This is a genomic window from Marinihelvus fidelis (assembly GCF_008725655.1).
GTDB lineage: Bacteria > Pseudomonadota > Gammaproteobacteria > Xanthomonadales > SZUA-36 > Marinihelvus > Marinihelvus fidelis.
Map to the genome: position 1 here is coordinate 146,566 of NZ_VYXP01000007.1, position 16,605 is coordinate 163,170.

The 16,605-nt window shown below is 62.0% G+C and carries 14 protein-coding genes; 8 read left to right on the plus strand and 6 right to left on the minus strand.

The window, feature by feature from the left end; genetic code table 11:
• Position 1: 1 nt before the first annotated feature.
• Entirely contained in the window at positions 2-1,153 is a 1,152-nt protein-coding gene (locus F3N42_RS12535) for a zinc-dependent alcohol dehydrogenase (protein ID WP_150864817.1), read from the plus strand.
• Between the two features lie 44 nt (positions 1,154-1,197).
• On the opposite strand, the gene F3N42_RS12540 is transcribed toward F3N42_RS12535, so the two are convergent.
• Positions 1,198-2,205 (minus strand): glycoside hydrolase family 43 protein, encoded by a 1,008-nt coding sequence (locus F3N42_RS12540; RefSeq protein ID WP_150864818.1) that lies wholly within the window; start codon positions 2,203-2,205, stop codon positions 1,198-1,200.
• Between the two features lie 113 nt (positions 2,206-2,318).
• Between F3N42_RS12540 and F3N42_RS12545 the strand changes: the two genes are divergently transcribed.
• From F3N42_RS12545 to F3N42_RS12560, 4 genes are all read left to right on the plus strand, one after another.
• Positions 2,319-2,573 carry a type II toxin-antitoxin system Phd/YefM family antitoxin gene (locus F3N42_RS12545; RefSeq protein ID WP_224784911.1) on the plus strand — a complete coding sequence of 85 codons (255 nt, stop codon included), beginning with the start codon at positions 2,319-2,321 and terminating at the stop codon, positions 2,571-2,573.
• Positions 2,570-2,971, plus strand: a complete 402-nt coding sequence (locus tag F3N42_RS12550) for a type II toxin-antitoxin system VapC family toxin (RefSeq protein ID WP_150864819.1) — start codon at positions 2,570-2,572, stop codon at positions 2,969-2,971. Before F3N42_RS12545 ends, F3N42_RS12550 begins: the two co-directional genes overlap by 4 nt.
• A 43-nt stretch (positions 2,972-3,014) precedes the next feature.
• Positions 3,015-4,043 carry an arabinan endo-1,5-alpha-L-arabinosidase gene (locus F3N42_RS12555; protein WP_150864820.1) on the plus strand — a complete coding sequence of 343 codons (1,029 nt, stop codon included), beginning with the start codon at positions 3,015-3,017 and terminating at the stop codon, positions 4,041-4,043.
• A 104-nt stretch (positions 4,044-4,147) separates the two neighbouring features.
• Positions 4,148-5,101 carry a glycoside hydrolase family 43 protein gene (locus F3N42_RS12560; RefSeq protein ID WP_150864821.1) on the plus strand — a complete coding sequence of 318 codons (954 nt, stop codon included), beginning with the start codon at positions 4,148-4,150 and terminating at the stop codon, positions 5,099-5,101.
• Between the two features lie 10 nt (positions 5,102-5,111).
• Here the strand turns inward: F3N42_RS12560 and F3N42_RS12565 are convergent, their stop codons facing one another.
• From F3N42_RS12565 to F3N42_RS12575, 3 genes are all read right to left on the minus strand, one after another.
• Positions 5,112-8,339, minus strand: a complete 3,228-nt coding sequence (locus tag F3N42_RS12565; RefSeq protein WP_150864822.1) for a glycoside hydrolase family 2 TIM barrel-domain containing protein — start codon at positions 8,337-8,339, stop codon at positions 5,112-5,114.
• 128 nt (positions 8,340-8,467) lie between these two features.
• Positions 8,468-10,051: an alpha-N-arabinofuranosidase gene (locus F3N42_RS12570; RefSeq protein WP_191621399.1), complete on the minus strand. Its 1,584-nt coding sequence runs from the start codon at positions 10,049-10,051 to the stop codon at positions 8,468-8,470.
• A 120-nt stretch (positions 10,052-10,171) separates the two neighbouring features.
• On the minus strand, positions 10,172-11,353 hold the full coding sequence (locus tag F3N42_RS12575) for an aldose epimerase family protein (RefSeq protein WP_150864824.1): 1,182 nt from the start codon (positions 11,351-11,353) through the stop codon (positions 10,172-10,174).
• Positions 11,354-11,455: 102 nt separating this feature from the next.
• Here F3N42_RS12575 and F3N42_RS12580 point away from each other — a divergent pair, with 102 nt between their 5' ends.
• The 3 genes from F3N42_RS12580 (at position 11,456) to F3N42_RS12590 (ending at position 16,055) form a co-directional block, all read left to right on the plus strand.
• Positions 11,456-12,214, plus strand: coding sequence for a FadR/GntR family transcriptional regulator (locus F3N42_RS12580; RefSeq protein ID WP_224784912.1), 759 nt, complete (start codon positions 11,456-11,458; stop codon positions 12,212-12,214).
• Positions 12,215-12,457: 243 nt separating this feature from the next.
• Complete coding sequence (locus F3N42_RS12585; RefSeq protein WP_191621400.1) at positions 12,458-15,217, plus strand: TonB-dependent receptor; 2,760 nt, start codon at positions 12,458-12,460, stop codon at positions 15,215-15,217.
• A gap of 163 nt (positions 15,218-15,380) precedes the next feature.
• A complete protein-coding gene (locus F3N42_RS12590) occupies positions 15,381-16,055 on the plus strand; it encodes a peroxiredoxin-like family protein (RefSeq protein WP_191621401.1) in 675 nt (224 codons plus the stop codon).
• Here the strand turns inward: F3N42_RS12590 and F3N42_RS12595 are convergent.
• Positions 16,052-16,336 carry a BrnA antitoxin family protein gene (locus F3N42_RS12595; protein WP_150864827.1) on the minus strand — a complete coding sequence of 95 codons (285 nt, stop codon included), beginning with the start codon at positions 16,334-16,336 and terminating at the stop codon, positions 16,052-16,054. The two genes, F3N42_RS12590 and F3N42_RS12595, sit on opposite strands and share 4 nt — an antisense overlap.
• Positions 16,296-16,583 (minus strand): BrnT family toxin, encoded by a 288-nt coding sequence (locus tag F3N42_RS15920; protein ID WP_150864828.1) that lies wholly within the window; start codon positions 16,581-16,583, stop codon positions 16,296-16,298. The genes F3N42_RS12595 and F3N42_RS15920 overlap by 41 nt, the downstream gene beginning before the upstream one ends.
• Positions 16,584-16,605: the final 22 nt, after the last annotated feature.

The following is a 16,605-nucleotide window of genomic DNA, read 5'->3' on the forward strand; positions in this document are numbered from 1 at the left end:
CTTGCGTGAACTCAACCTGATCCGCCCCGGCCAGCTGGACTGGGTGGAAAAAGACGCCCCGACACTGCAGGGCCCAACCGACGCGTTGGTGCGCCCGTTCGTGGCAAGCCGTTGCGACGGCGATTCATTGCCCATCAACCTGCACGGCCTGCGCCACCAGGGCATGCGCCTGGCCATGAACATCGGCGCCATCGACCCGGTGGTCGGCGACATCGTCGGCAAGGACCCATTCAAGGGCCCGTTCGGCATCGGCCACGAGGCCATCGCCCAGGTCACAGCCATCGGCGATGAAGTCACCAACGTGAAGGTTGGCGACACCGTGGTCGTTCCCTGGGCGATTTCCTGCGGCGAATGTTATGAGTGCAAGCTGGGCCTGACCGCCAAGTGCTCGACAATGGTGCCGACCAGCCCGGGAAAGACGCTGTGCTGCTTCGGTTTCGGGCCGAACTGCGGCGACTGGGGCGGAGTGGTCTCGGATTGCCTGCGGATCCCGAACGCCGACCATATGCTGGTGCGCGTACCCGACGGCGTCGACCCGTTGCGTGTCGCCTCCGCCGGCGACAACCTCACCGACGCCTGGCGCACCGTCCACGGCCCTCTGCAGCAGCGCCCCGGCGGCAAGGTCATCGTCATTGGCGGCGGCGCCCACAGCATTGGCCTCTATGCCGCCGGCTTCGCCGTGCGCCTTGGCGCGGAACGGGTCGACTATTTCGACAGTGCGGACGAACGCCTGGAAGTGGCCGAAGGTTTTGGCGTGACCGCTCACAAGGTCGGCAAGTCCGACCGCCGCTCGCTGTTACCGAAAATCAGCGAACGCTACGACGTCGGCGTCGAGGCCTCGTCCACCACCCAGGGCCTGCGCGACTGCCTGCGCGCCCTGCGCCCGGGGGGCATCTGCACCGGCACCGGCTACTACCTGTTCAAGGACACCCGGCTGCCGGTCATGGACATGTACGCCAAGAGCGCCTCGCTGCACGTCGGCGTCTCGCACGTACTGCCGCACCTGCCGGAAATGCTGGATTTCATCGCCCGAACAGGCTTTGAAGCCGAGCGCGTAACCTCGGTGCTGGCGGACTGGGACGACGCGGTGGAGGCCTATGCGGCTCGGACGACGAAGGTGGTTTTAAAACGTGATCCGCTAAACATGGCTTGAGGGTGCCTTGGTACAAAGCGTCTTCTGCATATCGCAGACAGCACTCAATCTCCAAACTCCTGCCCAAACACCGGAAACCCCTCCTCATCCCATTCAAGCACCCGCGCCCTTGCATGGCGGTTCGGGTCGGTCAGTGGCGTACCGCGCAGGTCGCGGTAGTCACGGGCGTGGTAGATCAGCAGGTCGGTGACGCCGTCCTCGGCGATCGTGAAAGAGTTGTGGCCGGGGCCGTAGCGGACCAGGGCGTCGTTGGTGGTGAACACGGGTTCTTGTGACTTGTGCCAGCTGGCGGGGTCGAGCAGGTCGGCGTCTTCATCGGCCCAGAGCAGGCCCATGGCGTAGCGGTGGTCGGTGGCGGCGCCGGAGTAGGTCATGAAGATCTTGCCGTTGCGCTTGATGACCGCGGCGCCCTCGTTGACCTTGTAGCCCTGGATTTCCCAGTCCAGCGTGGGCTCGCTGATGATGACGGGCTCGCCGGTGATGGAGGTCGGGCTGTCCATTTCGGCGATCCACAGCGCGGAGTTGTACGTACGCTCGGCGTTCTGCTGGGCCCAGACGTAGTAGCGCTTGCCGCGGTGCTCGAACTGGGTGGCGTCCAGGCTGAAGGTGTCCAGGCCGGTCTCGAAGCGGCCTTCCTCGCTCCAGTTGTCGGTGAACGGGTCGTCGTCGGGGTTGGACAGCGTGTACATGCGAATGCTGAACGGCTGGTCCTTCTCGCCGGCGGCGAAGTACACGTACCAGGCGCCGTCGATGCGGTGCAGCTCCGGGGCCCAGATGTTGATACTCATGGGGCCGGACTCGCGCTTGCGCCAGATCACCTTTGGCTCGGCGATCTTCAGGTCGTTCAGGCGGCAGGCCTGGCGGATCTCGATGCGGTCGAACTCGGGCGCGCTGCCGATGAAGGTGTAGCAGCCGGTGTCGGGGTCACGGTGGATCCACGGGTCGGCGCGCTGCGGGACGATGGGGTTGTCGATGTTCAGGGTGTCGGCGTTGGCCGGGACAGGAATGATCGCGACCAACGCGAACAGGGTCAGGATGATTCGAATCGACATGCCTGGCGCTCCATTGGTGATTTCAATCTCGATTCTACCCCGTACAGTCAGCGGCAAGCAGGTGACCATCACGAATAGTCACTTGATGGGCTATACTCAGATGACCACATATGATGACCATGGTGTACGACATGGAGTCACGGCAGGTTTCAAAATCGAAATTCAAGGCGCGCGCGCTGGAACTGTTTCGCGAAGTTGAGGCTTCGGGCAAGCCAGTGATCGTGACGGACAAAGGTAAACCGGCCATCGAGATTCGTCGTTACAGGGGCGATGAACGATCGCCGCTGGAGAAGTTGAAAGGCACGGTGATTGCCTTTGAGGATCCGACCGAACCCGTTGGCGCAGAGGACTGGGAAGCGCTGGATTGATTGTTCTCGATACCCATGCGCTGGTCTGGTGGGTACATGCCGACACGCAACTGTCGTCCGCCGCGCGCAAGGCGATCAGGGCGGAGACTCGCGCAGACGAAGGGCTGATCGTGGTTTCAGCCATTTCAGCGTGGGAAATTGCCTTGTTGGTGGAGAAAGGGCGGTTGACCCTGAGCATGAGCGTTGATGACTGGATGGAAGCCGTTGCCGAGATCGAGTCTGTCCGCATAGTCCCGGTTGATGCCGTGGTCGCGATTCAGTCGACCCGGTTGCCCGGCGAGATTCACCCAGACCCTGCTGACCGCATGATCATTGCGCTGTCGCGCCACCTGTCGGCACCATTGGTGACTGCGGATGGACGAATTCGCGCTTACAAACACGTTAAAACAATCTGGTAGGCCCGGGTGAGATTCTACCCGTTGGTTTGCCGAGGAGGCTCTGATGATTCTTGAGCGTTTAGCGCTGCTTTTGGCCATGTGCCTGTCCACGAACGCCTTGGCCGTCCAGGTCGAAGTCCACGACCCGGTGATGGCGAAGGAAGGCGACCACTACTACGTGTTCAGCACCGGGCCCGGCATCACCATTTACCAGTCCGAAGACCTGGAGCACTGGCGCTGGGTGGGCCGCGCGTTCGACGGTGAGCCGGACTGGGCGCGCGAGGTGGTGCCGGATTTCAGCGGCCACCTGTGGGCGCCGGACATCTTCGAGCACGACGGCAAGTGGTATCTGTACTACTCGGTCTCCGCCTTCGGCAAGAACACTTCGGCGATGGGCGTGACTGTGACCGATACGCTGGACCCGTCGTCGCCGGACTATGGCTGGAAGGACCTGGGTTTGGTCATCCAGTCGGTGCCGCACCGCGATGACTGGAATGCCATCGACCCGGCCATTGTTGAAGACGACGCCGGCGGCGTGTGGCTGAGCTTCGGTTCGTTCTGGGGCGGCCTGAAAATGTTCCGCCTGGACGAGACCCTGGCCGCACCGGCAGAACCGCAGGCATGGGCCAGCATTGCTGCGCGGCCGCGGGATACAGCGACGCCCGGCGAGCAGGCCGGCGTTGGCGCCATCGAGGCGCCGTACATCTTCAGGAAGGACGGCTGGTACTACCAGTTCGTTTCCTTCGACCTGTGCTGCCGCGGCATGAACAGCACCTACAACGTGCGCGTGGGTCGGTCGAAAGATGTCACCGGGCCCTACCTTGACCGCGACGGCGTGTCGTTGATGGAGGGCGGCGGTACGCTGGTGATCGAGGGCAACGACAACTGGGTGGCCGTGGGCCACAATGCTGCCTACACCTTCGACGGTCAGGACTGGCTGGTGCTGCACGCCTATGAGACCGCCGACAACGCCAAGCAGAAATTGCGCATCCTGCCGATCAGCTGGGATGACGGCTGGCCGCAGGTCGACCCCGCCGACCTGGATCGCCGTACGACCGAGCTGGTGGGCGAGGGCCCTCCAGAGAACAAGTGATGGGGTCAGAGTAGGGGGTCAGAGTAAATCTCTACTTCTTGCTCTTAACCCGACGATCTTGCGGATTTACTCTGACCCCCTACTCTGACCCCAGGAGTTACGTCATGATCAAACTGACCCGAATCACGCCCCTGGCGCTGGCCCTGGCCGCACCCTCGGCGCTGGCCGACAACCCCATCATCACCGACATGTTCACCGCCGACCCGGCCGCGCTGGTCGACGGCGACACGGTGTGGCTCTACACCGGCCACGACGAGGCGCCCAACAACGACGTGTTCTTCGAAATGCACGACTGGCTCGCGTTCTCGTCGCAGGACATGGTGAACTGGAAAGCGCACGGCCCGATCATGCGCGCCGATGACTTCGAGTGGGCCGTCAGCCATGCCTGGGCGTCGCACATGGTGAAAAAGGACGGCAAGTACTGGTTCTACACGACCGTCCGTCACGATGAAACCAAACCCGGCTTCGCCGTGGGCGTGGCGGTCTCCGATTCGCCGACCGGCCCCTTCAAGGATGCGAAAGGCGAAGCGCTGATCACCAACGACATGACCACCCAGACGCCCAACGACTGGGACGACATCGACCCGGCCGTCTGGATCGAGGACAACGGCGACACCTACCTGTTCTTCGGCAACCTGGTACCAAAGTACGTGAAGCTGAAGGACAACATGATCGAGCTGGACGGCGAGATCCAGGTCATCGATGTGCCGCATTTCACCGAGGCGCTGTGGGTGCACCGTAAGAACGACGTCTATTACCTGACCTACGCCTGCTACTTCCCGGAAAAAATCTGCTGGGCGCGCAGCGACAGTGTCGAGGGGCCGTGGCAGTACGGCGGCATCCTCAACGAGATCGCCGGCAACACCGAGACCAACCACCAGTCGGTCATCGAGTTCCAGGGCAAGGACTACTTCATCTACCACACCGGCGGCCTGCCACCGCAGGGCGACCAGCCCAGCGGTGGGCGGTTCCGGCGCTCGGTGGCCATTGACCGCTTGTACTACGAGGACAATGGTGATCTGAAACGGGTGATCATGACCACCGAGGGCATCGAGTAACGGCGGACGGTCACTCGAACGGCAGGTTCCCGGTGGCCCGTGCCGGGCGCGTGCCGGACGGCGGCGGACCCGGTTCACCCGTGGGTGAGATGCGGAACTCGACGGTCGTCGGCTCGTTTCGGGTCCGGTATTGCGGTAGCGGCTTGCCCCAGTCGTTCCATTTCAGGTCGCCGCCGATGCCCCACTGGACCGAGTCCACCAGTAGCGACACGTGCTCGCGCGGCACGATGTCGCTGGATTTTCGCGCGCCGGGCGGTTGTTTGAACAGGTCTTCGTAGGGGAAGGCCAGAACGTTCATCATCAACGGTTGGTCGCCTTCCACCACGAAACCGAGGTCACCGGCGGTCAGTTCCATCCAGCGAACGTCGACCTTGTTGCCCGTGTCCTGCGGGCGAATGTAGTCATGATCCTGCTCCGAGATCGCCCCGCGCCACAGGCCGATGGCCGCCGAGCTTTTGCGGTCGGCATAACTTTCGTGTGGCCCACGGCCGTACCAGGTCGTGGTGGTGAAATCCCGCGGGGCCTGGAAATAGAACCCGACGCGGAAAGGCGGTGGCAGGTCTTCTTCGAGGGGCTCGAGCAGGCCGTTGACCTGCAGATCGCCGGCGCCGTTCATCCGCCAGGTGGATGAGAACTGGGCCTGCCCGTCGCCCAGGTCATGCACGACCCTGACCGCGCCGCCGCCGGGGCCTTCTCCAAGGACTTCCAGTGACCGGACCGTGCGCGTCTCGCTGAGTGTTTTCCACACCGCCAACTCACGGCCGGTGCCGACACCGACGTCGTTGTCGACCAGTGCACGCCAGAAAAACGGCCGGCCCGATGACAACAATTCCTTGCCATCGTCCCGGTACGTGACGATCAGCCCGGTGTCACGATCGATGATCAGTTGCCTGCCATTTGCGGACAGGCTGACCTGCGAGTCGTCCTGGTTCACGCGGACCGGCGTGTCCGATGCGGTCAGTGTCGACGGCTTGCCAGCCTGGACCACGAACTGCGCCCAGGCCATGACGGTCTCCGTCGGGACCAACGGAACGGTGCTTTCGTCGGTGCGCGCTTCGATGGTGAGCAGGTATTCAGCATCGGGCCGCAATGGCGTGTCGGTAAGGGGTGCGAACAACTCACCCCGGTGCCGCGCCGGCAGGTCCAGGGCCGGCCAGTTTCCGGAAGCTACCGGTGCGCCGTCCTCAAGCAGCGTCCAGCCCAGCCGGTATTCGGAGACGTTGAGGAAATCATGCCGGTTGGTCACCACCAGGCGACCGCTGTCCGCGTCGAAATCGGAGAAGTAGATCGACTCGTAGACTTTGCGCAGCTCATACAGCGCCGGGTTGGGTGTGCGGTCGGATTGCACCACGCCGTCGCCGAAGTCGATGTCGCCGCGCGGGTTATGGCCGTACTCGCCGCCGTTACCCCAGTAGGGACGGCCGTCCTCGGTGTAACGGTACATGGACTGGTCGACCCAGTCCCAGATAAAGCCGCCTTGCAGCGTTTCCGGGTGGTCGTAGATGGTTTCCCAGTACTCGACCAGGTTGCCGCCGGAGTTGCCCATCATGTGCGCGTACTCGCACTGGATCATGGGTTGTCCGTAAGTCCAGTTGACCGCGTAGTCGCGCATTTTCCAGGCTGGGTCGTACATCGGCGCGTAGATGTCGGCGTACCAGTTGGGCCGGTGGTCCGGGAGCTGGCCCCAGCCCAGGTAGCTGACCAGGCGGCCGGGGTCGCGTGCCTTGACCGCCATGGCGGCGTCTTCGAATGTCGGGCCGATACCGGCTTCGTTGCCCAGCGACCAGAAAATGATCGACGGGTGATTCTTGTCCCGCTCGACCATGTTCATCACGCGGGCCAGGTGGGCGTCACGCCAGGCCGGGTCGAAACCGATCTGGATTTCCGCGCGCCGGTCCGGGTTTGCATCGCCGTGGCCCATGTACTCGTGGCTTTCGATATTGGCCTCGTCCATGACGTACAGCCCGTACTTGTCCGCCAGTTCGTACAGGTAGGGGTCGTTGGGGTAGTGCGCCGTGCGAATCGCGTTGACGTTGTTCAGCTTCATGACCTGGATATCGCGCTCCATCGACTCGCGCGAGATCACGTGGAAGGTCTCGGGGTCGTGGTCGTGCCGGTTCACGCCGCGGATCGTGATTGGGCGGCCGTTGACCGTGACCTGGCCGTCGATGATGGCGACGGTTCGGAAGCCGATAGCGTGGGCCATGGACTGGAGTACCTGGCCGTCGGCGTCGAGCAGTTCGGTGACCAGCGTGTACAGGTTCGGGGTTTCGGCGGTCCAGGGGCGGGCATTCGGAACCCCCGCAGACAGGGTGACCGTTCGGGCGTCGTCCGTCGGCTTCAGCTCGACGGCGCGCGATAGCAGCTCGCGACCGTCGTCCAGCAGGACGATACGTGCGGTGTGGCCGGTGCCCGCCGTGGCCGAGACATCGACTGACAGCCGGCTATCGACATACGTTTCATCCAGCTCGGCACGAACGAAGACGTCAGCGATGCGCGTTCTTGGCACGGCCTTCAGGTACACCGGACGCTCGATACCGGAGACACGCCAGAAATCCTGGTCCTCCAGGTAGCTGCCGTCAGACCAGCGCCAGACGCGGATGGCCAGGGTATTGGCGCCGTCCCGGTCCAGATGGGGTGTCAGGTCGAATTCGCTGGGCAGTTTGGAGTCCTGCGCGTAGCCGATATCCTTGCCGTTGAGCCAGACCTGGTACGCGGAACCAGCCGCGCCGATGTGCAGGATGACATCCATTCCGTCCCAGTTGTCCGGCACGTCAAAATCGCGGCGGTAGGAACCGGTCTCGTTGTCGTCGTGGGGAACCAGCGGGCGGTTGGGCGGAAACGGGTAGCGCCAGTTGTTGTACTTCGGCTGGCCGAATCCCTCGGCCTGCCAGTTGGCCGGTACGGGCATGTTCGCCCAGCCGGAGACGTTGTAGGACGGGTCTTCAAAGCCTGCGGGCGCCCCCTGCACGGTGGCCGAAAAATGGAATTTCCATTGGCCGTTAAGCGAAAGGAACCGGGCAGATGCCTGGACATCGCCATCGATTGCCAGCGCGCGCGTCTCGAACGGAAATCCGCTCGCGCTTGCCGGTATGGTGTTGCGTGCGAAAACGGCCGGGTTCTCCCAGTCCGGCCGGCTTGCGTCGACCTGGACGGGCTCCACCGTTGGAATGAAGTCGGCCAGGGCGGGTGCGCCAAGGCAAAGGCATGCGGTGACAACGAGGGCTCGGTTCGGCATGGATAATCGCGGGGTCAGAGTAAGGGGTCAGAGCAGGGGGTCAGAGTAAACCGGGCTGTGCAAAACAAACCGGGGGCTTCATCGCCCCCGGTTTACTCTGACCCCCTGCTCTGACCCCACCACTCCGGTTACGGGTCCAGCAGGATCACGCTGACCGAACGCGGCGGCAGGCTCACTTCCAGCGAATCGCCGTCCAGGTTCACGTCCAGGCCCGTGGGCTTCACCGTTTCGGGTGAGTCGAACGTGTTGTGCGCGTCGATAGAGGCACCGGTCAGTACTCGCGCCTCGGCGGCGTCGGCGCTGAAGCCTTCCAGGTCGATATCAATATCGATGGCATCCGAGGCATGCAGGTTCACCAGGCCGATGGCCAGCTTGCCGTCGGTGGTCAGCGCGGCGGTGGCCGAGACGTGCGGCACGCTCACGTCACCCACTTCGTAGTCCGGCACGCCGTCCAGTTCCAGCGGCAGGTAGGTCGCGTCCTGGAACGGGATGTACAGCTCAAACGCGTGGTAGGTCGGCGTCTTGATCATCTTTGGCCCATCGGTCAGCAGCACCGCCTGCAGCACGTTCACGGTCTGCGCGATGTTGGCCATGTGCAGCCGTTCGGTGTGCTCGTGGAAGACATTGAAGTTCAGCGCGGCCACCAGCGCATCGCGGATGGAGTTCTGCTGTTCCAGGAAACCCTGCGTGCTGCCCGGGGTCGGGTCATACCAGGTGCCCCATTCATCGAGGTAGATGCCGACCTGGCCATCCGGGTCATTACGCTCCAGCACTTCTTCCTGCAGGTTCAGGTGGCCGTCGACCATCAACGTGCGGTCCAGCGTGGAGATCCACTCGGCCTCGGGGAAGCCGGTGGCCTGGCCTTTCTTGCCCCAATCGCCAGTGGGCAAGGTGTAGTAGTGGTGCGAGATGCCGTCGATCTTGAAGAACATGCCGGCATCGGTGGTGCCGCCGGACAAGGCCTCGGTCCAGTCGGTGGCGTCGTTCTGGCCGCCGCTGGCCACCAGTTTGGGCATGTAGCCCGAAGGCGCCTTCAGGAACGTCGCGTAACGGCGGTACAGGTCGGTGTAGTACGCCGGCGTCATGTTGCCGCCGCAGCCCCAGGTCTCGTTGCCGACGCCCCAGAAGGCTACTTTCCAGGGCTCTTCGCGGCCGTTGGCGCGGCGCTCTTTAGCCAGTGTGCTGTTGTCGTCGGCGGTCATGTACTGCAGCCACTGGGCCATGTCGACGGGTGGCGCGCTGCCGATGTTGCCGGCGATGTAGGCCTCGCTGTCCAGCATCTCCACCAGTTGCATGAACTCGTGTGTGCCGATGCTGTTGTCCTCTTCCACCCAGCCCCAGTGGGTGTTGATGCGCACCGGGCGATCCTCGCGCGGACCGATGCCGTCGCGCCAGTGATACTCGTCGGCGAAGCAGCCACCGGGCCAGCGGATCACCGGGATCTTCAGCGGCTTCAGCGCCTCGATCACGTCGTTACGGAAACCGCCCGTGTTGGGAATGTCGGAGTCCTCGCCGACCCAGATGCCCTCGTAGAGGCCGCGGCCCAGGTGTTCGGCAAACTGGCCGTAAAGGTACTTGCTGATGGTGTCGCCGGGTTCATCGGCACGGATGGTCATTTCGACGTCGGCTAACGCGTTACCGGCGATGCCGCCGGACAGGGCCAGCAGGCCCACGCAAAGCCCACGCGTGAGTTTTTTGGGGTTGAGCGTCATGTAAGTTCTCCTCGTTCTAATCATGGTTATGGTTTATGCGTATTCGGTGCGGTCGATTCAGCGCGAGGGCAGCTGGCATGGCTAATCGCCAGGGCAGACTGACCCGTTTGTCGCCAGTACTTAATCGGTGGTGGAAAACCGGTAGACAATCCGTGTCTCGTAGTCCTCGCCCGGACGCAGCACGGTGGACGGGAAGTCCGGCTGGTTGGGTGAATCCGGGAAATGCTGCGGTTCCAGGCAGAAGCCGCTGCGGTGGCCGTAGGTCTGGCCCTTGCCGCTGAGCGTACCGTCCAGAAAGTTTCCGGAATAGAACTGCACGCCGGGCTCCACGGTCAGCACTTCCAGCACGCGACCTGTCGTCAGTTCGGTGACGCGCCCGGCCAGAACCAGCTCGTCATCGGCCGCGGTTTTCAGCACGTAGTTATGGTCGTAGCCGCCACCCAGTTCCAGTTGCGCGTTATCGGCGCCAATGTCTTCGCCAATGGTCTTCGCCGTGGTGAAGTCGAACGGGGTGCCTGCCACCGGGGCGATATCGCCCGTGGGAATCAGCCCCGCGCCGACCGGCGTGAAGGATAAGGCCGGAATCTCCAGCTCGTGACCAAGGATGTCGCCCGCGCCGGCCAGGTTGAAATAGGTGTGCTGGGTGAGGTTGGCCACCGTGGGCTTGTCGGTGGTGGCGTGGAAGCGCATGTCCAGCTCATCGCTGTCAGTCAGTTCGTAGACCACCTTTGTCTTCAGCGTGCCCGGGTAGCCCTGGTCACCGTCTTCGGACACCAGTTTCAGCACCACGCCGGCGCTGTCCTCCGTCACGAAGGGCTTCATCGTCCAGACCTTCTTGTCGAAGCCCTCGACGCCGCCGTGCAGGTGGTTGTCGCCGTCATTCTTGTCCAACTGCACCACCTGGCCGTCGATCTCGAAGCGGCCGTTGGCGATGCGGTTGCCATAGCGGCCGATCAGCGCGCCGAAGTAGGGAGTGCCGGCCTCGTAGTCGGCGAGGGAATCCATGCCCAGTACGATGTCGCCCGCGTTGCCGTCGCGGTCCGGTGTGATCAGGCGGGTGATGATGCCGCCGTAGCCGATGACGTCCACCTCGATGCCGTTGGCGTTGCGCAGGGTGACCGCCGTGACGGTTTTGCCGTCGGCCGTGGTGCCATAGATGCGCTGGGTGGTGCTGGTTTCGTTCGCCATGGAGTCTTCCTTCTGATTTCCGGGGGTGGTGCCGTTGTCGGCGAATATCGCGGTGGGCATGGAAAATGCCAGTGCTGCGAATACCAGGGCGAGTCGGTGTGAGCCTTGGGTCATGGTGATTGCTTCTCCTGAGCGTTTTGGAGCGGTGTGTTGCCGCTGTCCATTATTTAGATATTATGATAGTACTTAATTAATTCCAGTCGAGGCGAGCCCCATTTGGATGTCCAGATTCACAGTAGCCTGACGGACCGCGTGGCGGCGTCGCTGGGCCAGGCCATCGCGGTGGGCGAGTACCCGCCCGGTGCCACGTTGCCCACGGAAACCGAGCTCGCGGAGCTGTTCGGCGCCAGCCGGACCGTCCTGCGCGAAGCCGTCAAGATGCTGACCGCCAAAGGCCTGGTCGATGCCCGGCCGCGGCGCGGTACCGTGGTCAAACCCGAGACCGAATGGAACCTGGCCGACCCGGACATTCTGTCGTGGCTGCTGCACCGGCGCGGCGTACTGCCGTTGATCCAGGAGTTCGCGGAAGTGCGCCTGGCCATCGAGCCCGCCGCCGCCGCGCTGGCCGCGCAGAACGCCAAGCCCGCGGAAATCGCCGAGATGAAGGACGCCATCGATCGCATGCGCGAGTCCGTGCTCGGTGGCGCCGATCCCCTGGTGGCGGACATCGACTTTCATGTCGCCATCCTTAAAGGCAGCGGCAACCGGTTTTTCTGGAGCCTGCGGTTCATGATTTCGGTGGCGCTGCGTTTCTCTATCCGTGTTACCGATCCACCGCAAAAAGACAAACACGGCAACGTCGAAGACCACAACCAGGTGCTCGAGGCCATCGAGGCAGGCGACAAGGCGTTGGCTGAGACACGCATGCGCGAACTATTGACCGAGGCGAAGGTTCTGCTTTCCGAAGCGCAAAACCGAAACGACGCCGCAGCCGAGATCGCCCCTTCCGATGTCGGATTTCCCGTCCCGAAGTAACCCCGGTTCATCCTGATTTTTCTGGGCCTCATCACGAGATGATTGAACTCTTAGTCTATAAGTAGTACAAATATGATGAGTGAAAAGCACAGGCTCTTGCAAATAAAAGTGGCGCACCTGCATGGCACCAGGTGAACGACCATGAATTAGCTCACCCGTGACACCGGTCTCAACCGGGTTTCGGGCAGTCCTGCAAGATCCAGATAACGATTACGGCTCATGCTTCCTGGAGGAGGACATTCAATGAAAAGCAGCACACTCAAGCGCCTGCCACTGGCCATTACGATGGCACTGGCCACCGGACAGTCGGCAATGGCGCAGGACGAAGACGAAAGCGTTCTCGAAGAAGTGATCGTCACCGGCGTCAAGTACAGCATGACGGCGGCCGTCGAGATCAAGCGTGAATCAATGGCGATCGTTGATTCCATCGTCTCTGAGGATCTCGGTAAATTCCCCGATAACAACGTGGTCGAAGCCATGCAGCGCATCCCCGGCGTGCAGGTGACCGATCGCGGCGCGGGCGAAGTGTCCGTGGTGTCGATTCGCGGCCTGGCCGATGTCACCACTACGATCAATGGTCGCAACGTGTTTACCGCCGCAGGGCGTTCCGTGGCGTTGCAGGACATTCCGTCCACCCTGATCAACCGGGTCGACGTGTACAAGACGCGATCCGCCGAGAACATCTCGCGTGGTATCGCCGGCCAGATCGATATTCACACCAATCGCCCCTTCGATTTCGATATCGACGAGGGCCTGCATTTCCTGGGCCAGGTGCGAGCCACTTACATGGAAGCGGCGGATGAGTTCAACCCGCAGGGGAGTTTCCTGCTGAGCGACCGTTTCGAGACCGGTGGCGGCGGTGAATTCGGCTGGTTGATCAACATTGCCTACACGCAGGTCGACTGGCGTGACCAGGGTGCGCATGCCGGTGCATCGTTCCCGTTCGACACCGTGGCCAACGGCCTGGGCCAGATTCCGCCTGACCAGGGCTGGACCCCGGGTACCGACCGCGGCCTGCCGACGGCGCCCGGTTCGACGTTGCCTGGCGACCCGAGCCGCGAATACCTGCACTGGCGTGACGCCATGTTCAACCTGGACGCGCGCGGTGAGCGTGAGCGCCCGGCGGGTAACGTGGCCCTGCAGTGGGCGCCGAATGAAACTTCCCAGTACACGATGGAAGTGTTCTACAACGGTTACCGCGAGGACATCTTCAACAGCCTCTGGTTCCAGTTCCTGAACTCGCCGATATACGACCTGGCTGATCCGGTCGAAATCTACAGCGGCACCAACATCATTCGTGGGCGCACCATGGGCGACGGCTTTAGCTTCACCTCCGGTGACGTGACGGTGCAGCAGACCGACAGCTGGCTTTACGCATTGAATGGCCAATGGGAGCTGAGCGATACGTTTACCCTGGAATCCGATGTCGCCTTCCAGGACAGTGAGTTCGAAACGGACTTCTGGGGCCAGCGCGTGGCCCGCATCGCACCCGAGTTCTACATCAACATCAACTCGGGCGACGGCGTACCGTACCTTGACTATGACCCCAGTGGAATGGGTTCTCCGGCGAATGACCCGACCAACGTCGACAACTACTTCCTGGACTGGGGCTTCCAGAACGGCGCACGCTCCAGCGGCGATGCCTTGACCTGGACCGCCGACGCGGACTGGGACGTGGACTGGGGTGTTGTGAAGACACTGACCTTCGGCGCCCGCTGGGACGACCGTTCCGCCGAAGACCAGGTCACGCCCGGACTGGAGGGTGGCCCGGTTGATGGCACCACGCTGGCGGACCTGCCGCCGGAATTCACGATGTACAACACCGGCGATTTCTTCGGCGGACAGGAAGGCGTCGTGCAGGGCTGGGTCGTGGCAGATCCGAACTGGGTGCTGTCCAACCTGCCGCAGTTGCGCCAGATTTACGGCTTTGCGGACCCGAGTTACAGCCCGGTGTTCCAGGTCGACGAAACGCAGATCGCGGCGTACATGCAGGCTGACTTCTATGCCGATGTCGGCGCCGGTTTTATCGACGGTCGCGTTGGCCTTCGCTGGCTGGACGTCGACACTGATATCGCGTCACCTGATGATACCGGCGCATTTGTCACGGCCAACAACAGCAACACGACAACGTTGCCCAGCCTGATGGTGCGTTGGGGCATGACCGAGAACCTGCTGGCACGTTTCAGCTACACCGAAACGTTCAACCTGCCGGCGTTCAACCAGCTGAATCCGTACATCCAGTACTTCCCGGACGTCACGAATATCGGCTATGGCACGGCCTCGGGCGGTAACCCGAACCTGGAGCCGATCGAATCGGAGAACACGGACATCTCGCTGGAGTGGTACTTTGCCGAGGGCAGCGTGCTTTACGCCACCTGGTTCAAGCGCGATATCAGCAACAACATCGTGCCTTTCCGGAATGTCGTCAACATCGACCTCCCGGATGACTCGCCGGACCGTGGTCCGTATGACTACATCCTGAGCCAGCCGGATAATGCGGGCGCCTCCAGCCTGGACGGTTGGGAGTTTGGTGTGACCTGGTTCCCGGAACTGCCCGGCTGGTTTAACGGCCTGGGCATTCAGGGCAGCTACACGATCCTGGATTCCGAGCAGCAATTGCCGGTCCTGGATGACGTCGGCAACATTACCGGGTTCGACATCTCGCCCATCGGTGGTGTGTCCGACACCTCGTACAGCGCGATCCTGGCCTACGACCGTGATACGTGGAACATGCGCCTGAGCTACTTCTGGCGTGATGACTTCTACAACAACAACGAGGCGGCGTTGTTCGCCAACCCATTGCAGGTCTGGCGCGGCCAGGAAGAGAGCCTGGACTTCCAGCTCACCTGGATCATGACCGACCACCTGACGGTGACCTTCGATGCCACCAACCTGACCGAGCCTGAGTACCACTGGAATTACGGTAACCAGCCAGAGTTATTCAACTTCCACAACTACCTGTACAGCCGGACGTTCTCAATGGGCCTCCGGTTCGAGTACTGAGTAGAGCAAACACACTTCAACGTGGTGTGCTGGGCCGGTATGGAAACATGCCGGCCTTTTTTTGCGTAAATTGCGCGAAGGGCGCGAATTGGGATAATTGAAAGCAAATTGAGGTTTGGGCGGTCAACTTGCTTTCATGAACGTGAATCTCCGGGAGAGATTGATGAGTAAACCGTTGAATGGGTGGCTGGTGCTTTGCGCGTTGCTGCTTTGTTTCATGACTGTGGGCGCCACCTGGGCTGGTGATGAGCGCACGGCCATTCATGCCGATGCCAACGATGTGCAGCCGCTGCTACCCGGCATGGTTGCGCCGGCCTTCGCGGCCCGCACGGTTGAAAACCAGCCGTTCGAGTTTGATCCTTCGGCGATGGAAAAACCCGTGGTGATGACGTTTTTCCGCGGCGGCTGGTGCCCCTACTGCAACATGCACCTGGCGGAAATGCGCAAGGCCGAAGCGGAGCTGAAAGACATGGGCTTCGAGGTCTGGTTCCTGAGCATGGACCAGCCGTCACAGCTGGTGTCCAGCCTGCAGGACCCGGAGATCGGCTACACCATGCTGTCCGACGCGAAGGCAGAAGCCACGCGCGGTTTTGGTATCGCCTTCCGCGTGGATGATGCCACCATTGAGCGCTACCAGGGGTTCGGTATTGACCTGGAGGCCGCATCCGGAGAAACGCACCACGCGTTGCCGGTGCCGGCCACATTTATCGTCGGCCAGGACGGCGTGATCAACTTCACCTACGCCAACCCGTCGTACACGGTGCGCCTGCATCCGGACGTGTTGTTGGCGGCTGCGAAGGCTTACAAGGATGACGCCGACAAGCGTCTGAAGCGCTAACCCGGTTTGTGCGCCTCCATGTAGGCGCGCAATAAGGCATTAATTTTTGTTTGGTATCCGCGCCCCTGAGCGCGGAACCACTTAAGCACATCTGCATCAACGCGCAGCGTGACCTGCTTTTTGTTCTCGACCGGCTTCAGGCCTACCCGAACCACGCAATTGGCGAACATTTCCGGGGTGACCTCGGGAATGTCGGACAGGTCGATGTCTTCGTCGCGCATGCGCCGCAAGCGGTCCATGTCACTGAAAACGGAAGAATCTGAAGTATTCTTTTTGCTCATGTTTGTGCGCCTTTCGGGCCGAAATGATGCGAACCGTGTCGTCGCAGTCAGCAAAAGCGATAACTATCAACTGGTTGTGGAGCCGGCCAAACGTTTTGAACCTGTACTCGTTGTACGGAAACCGATTGTCGATCAGCGTGATGCTTCGTGGGTCGTCGAGAATGCTCACGCAATCGCGAAAATCCACGCCATGCTTGCGGAAATTTGTTCGCTGCTTGGCTTGGTCCCATTCGAACTTGACTGCCATTGTAGTTACATTTAGAAGTTAC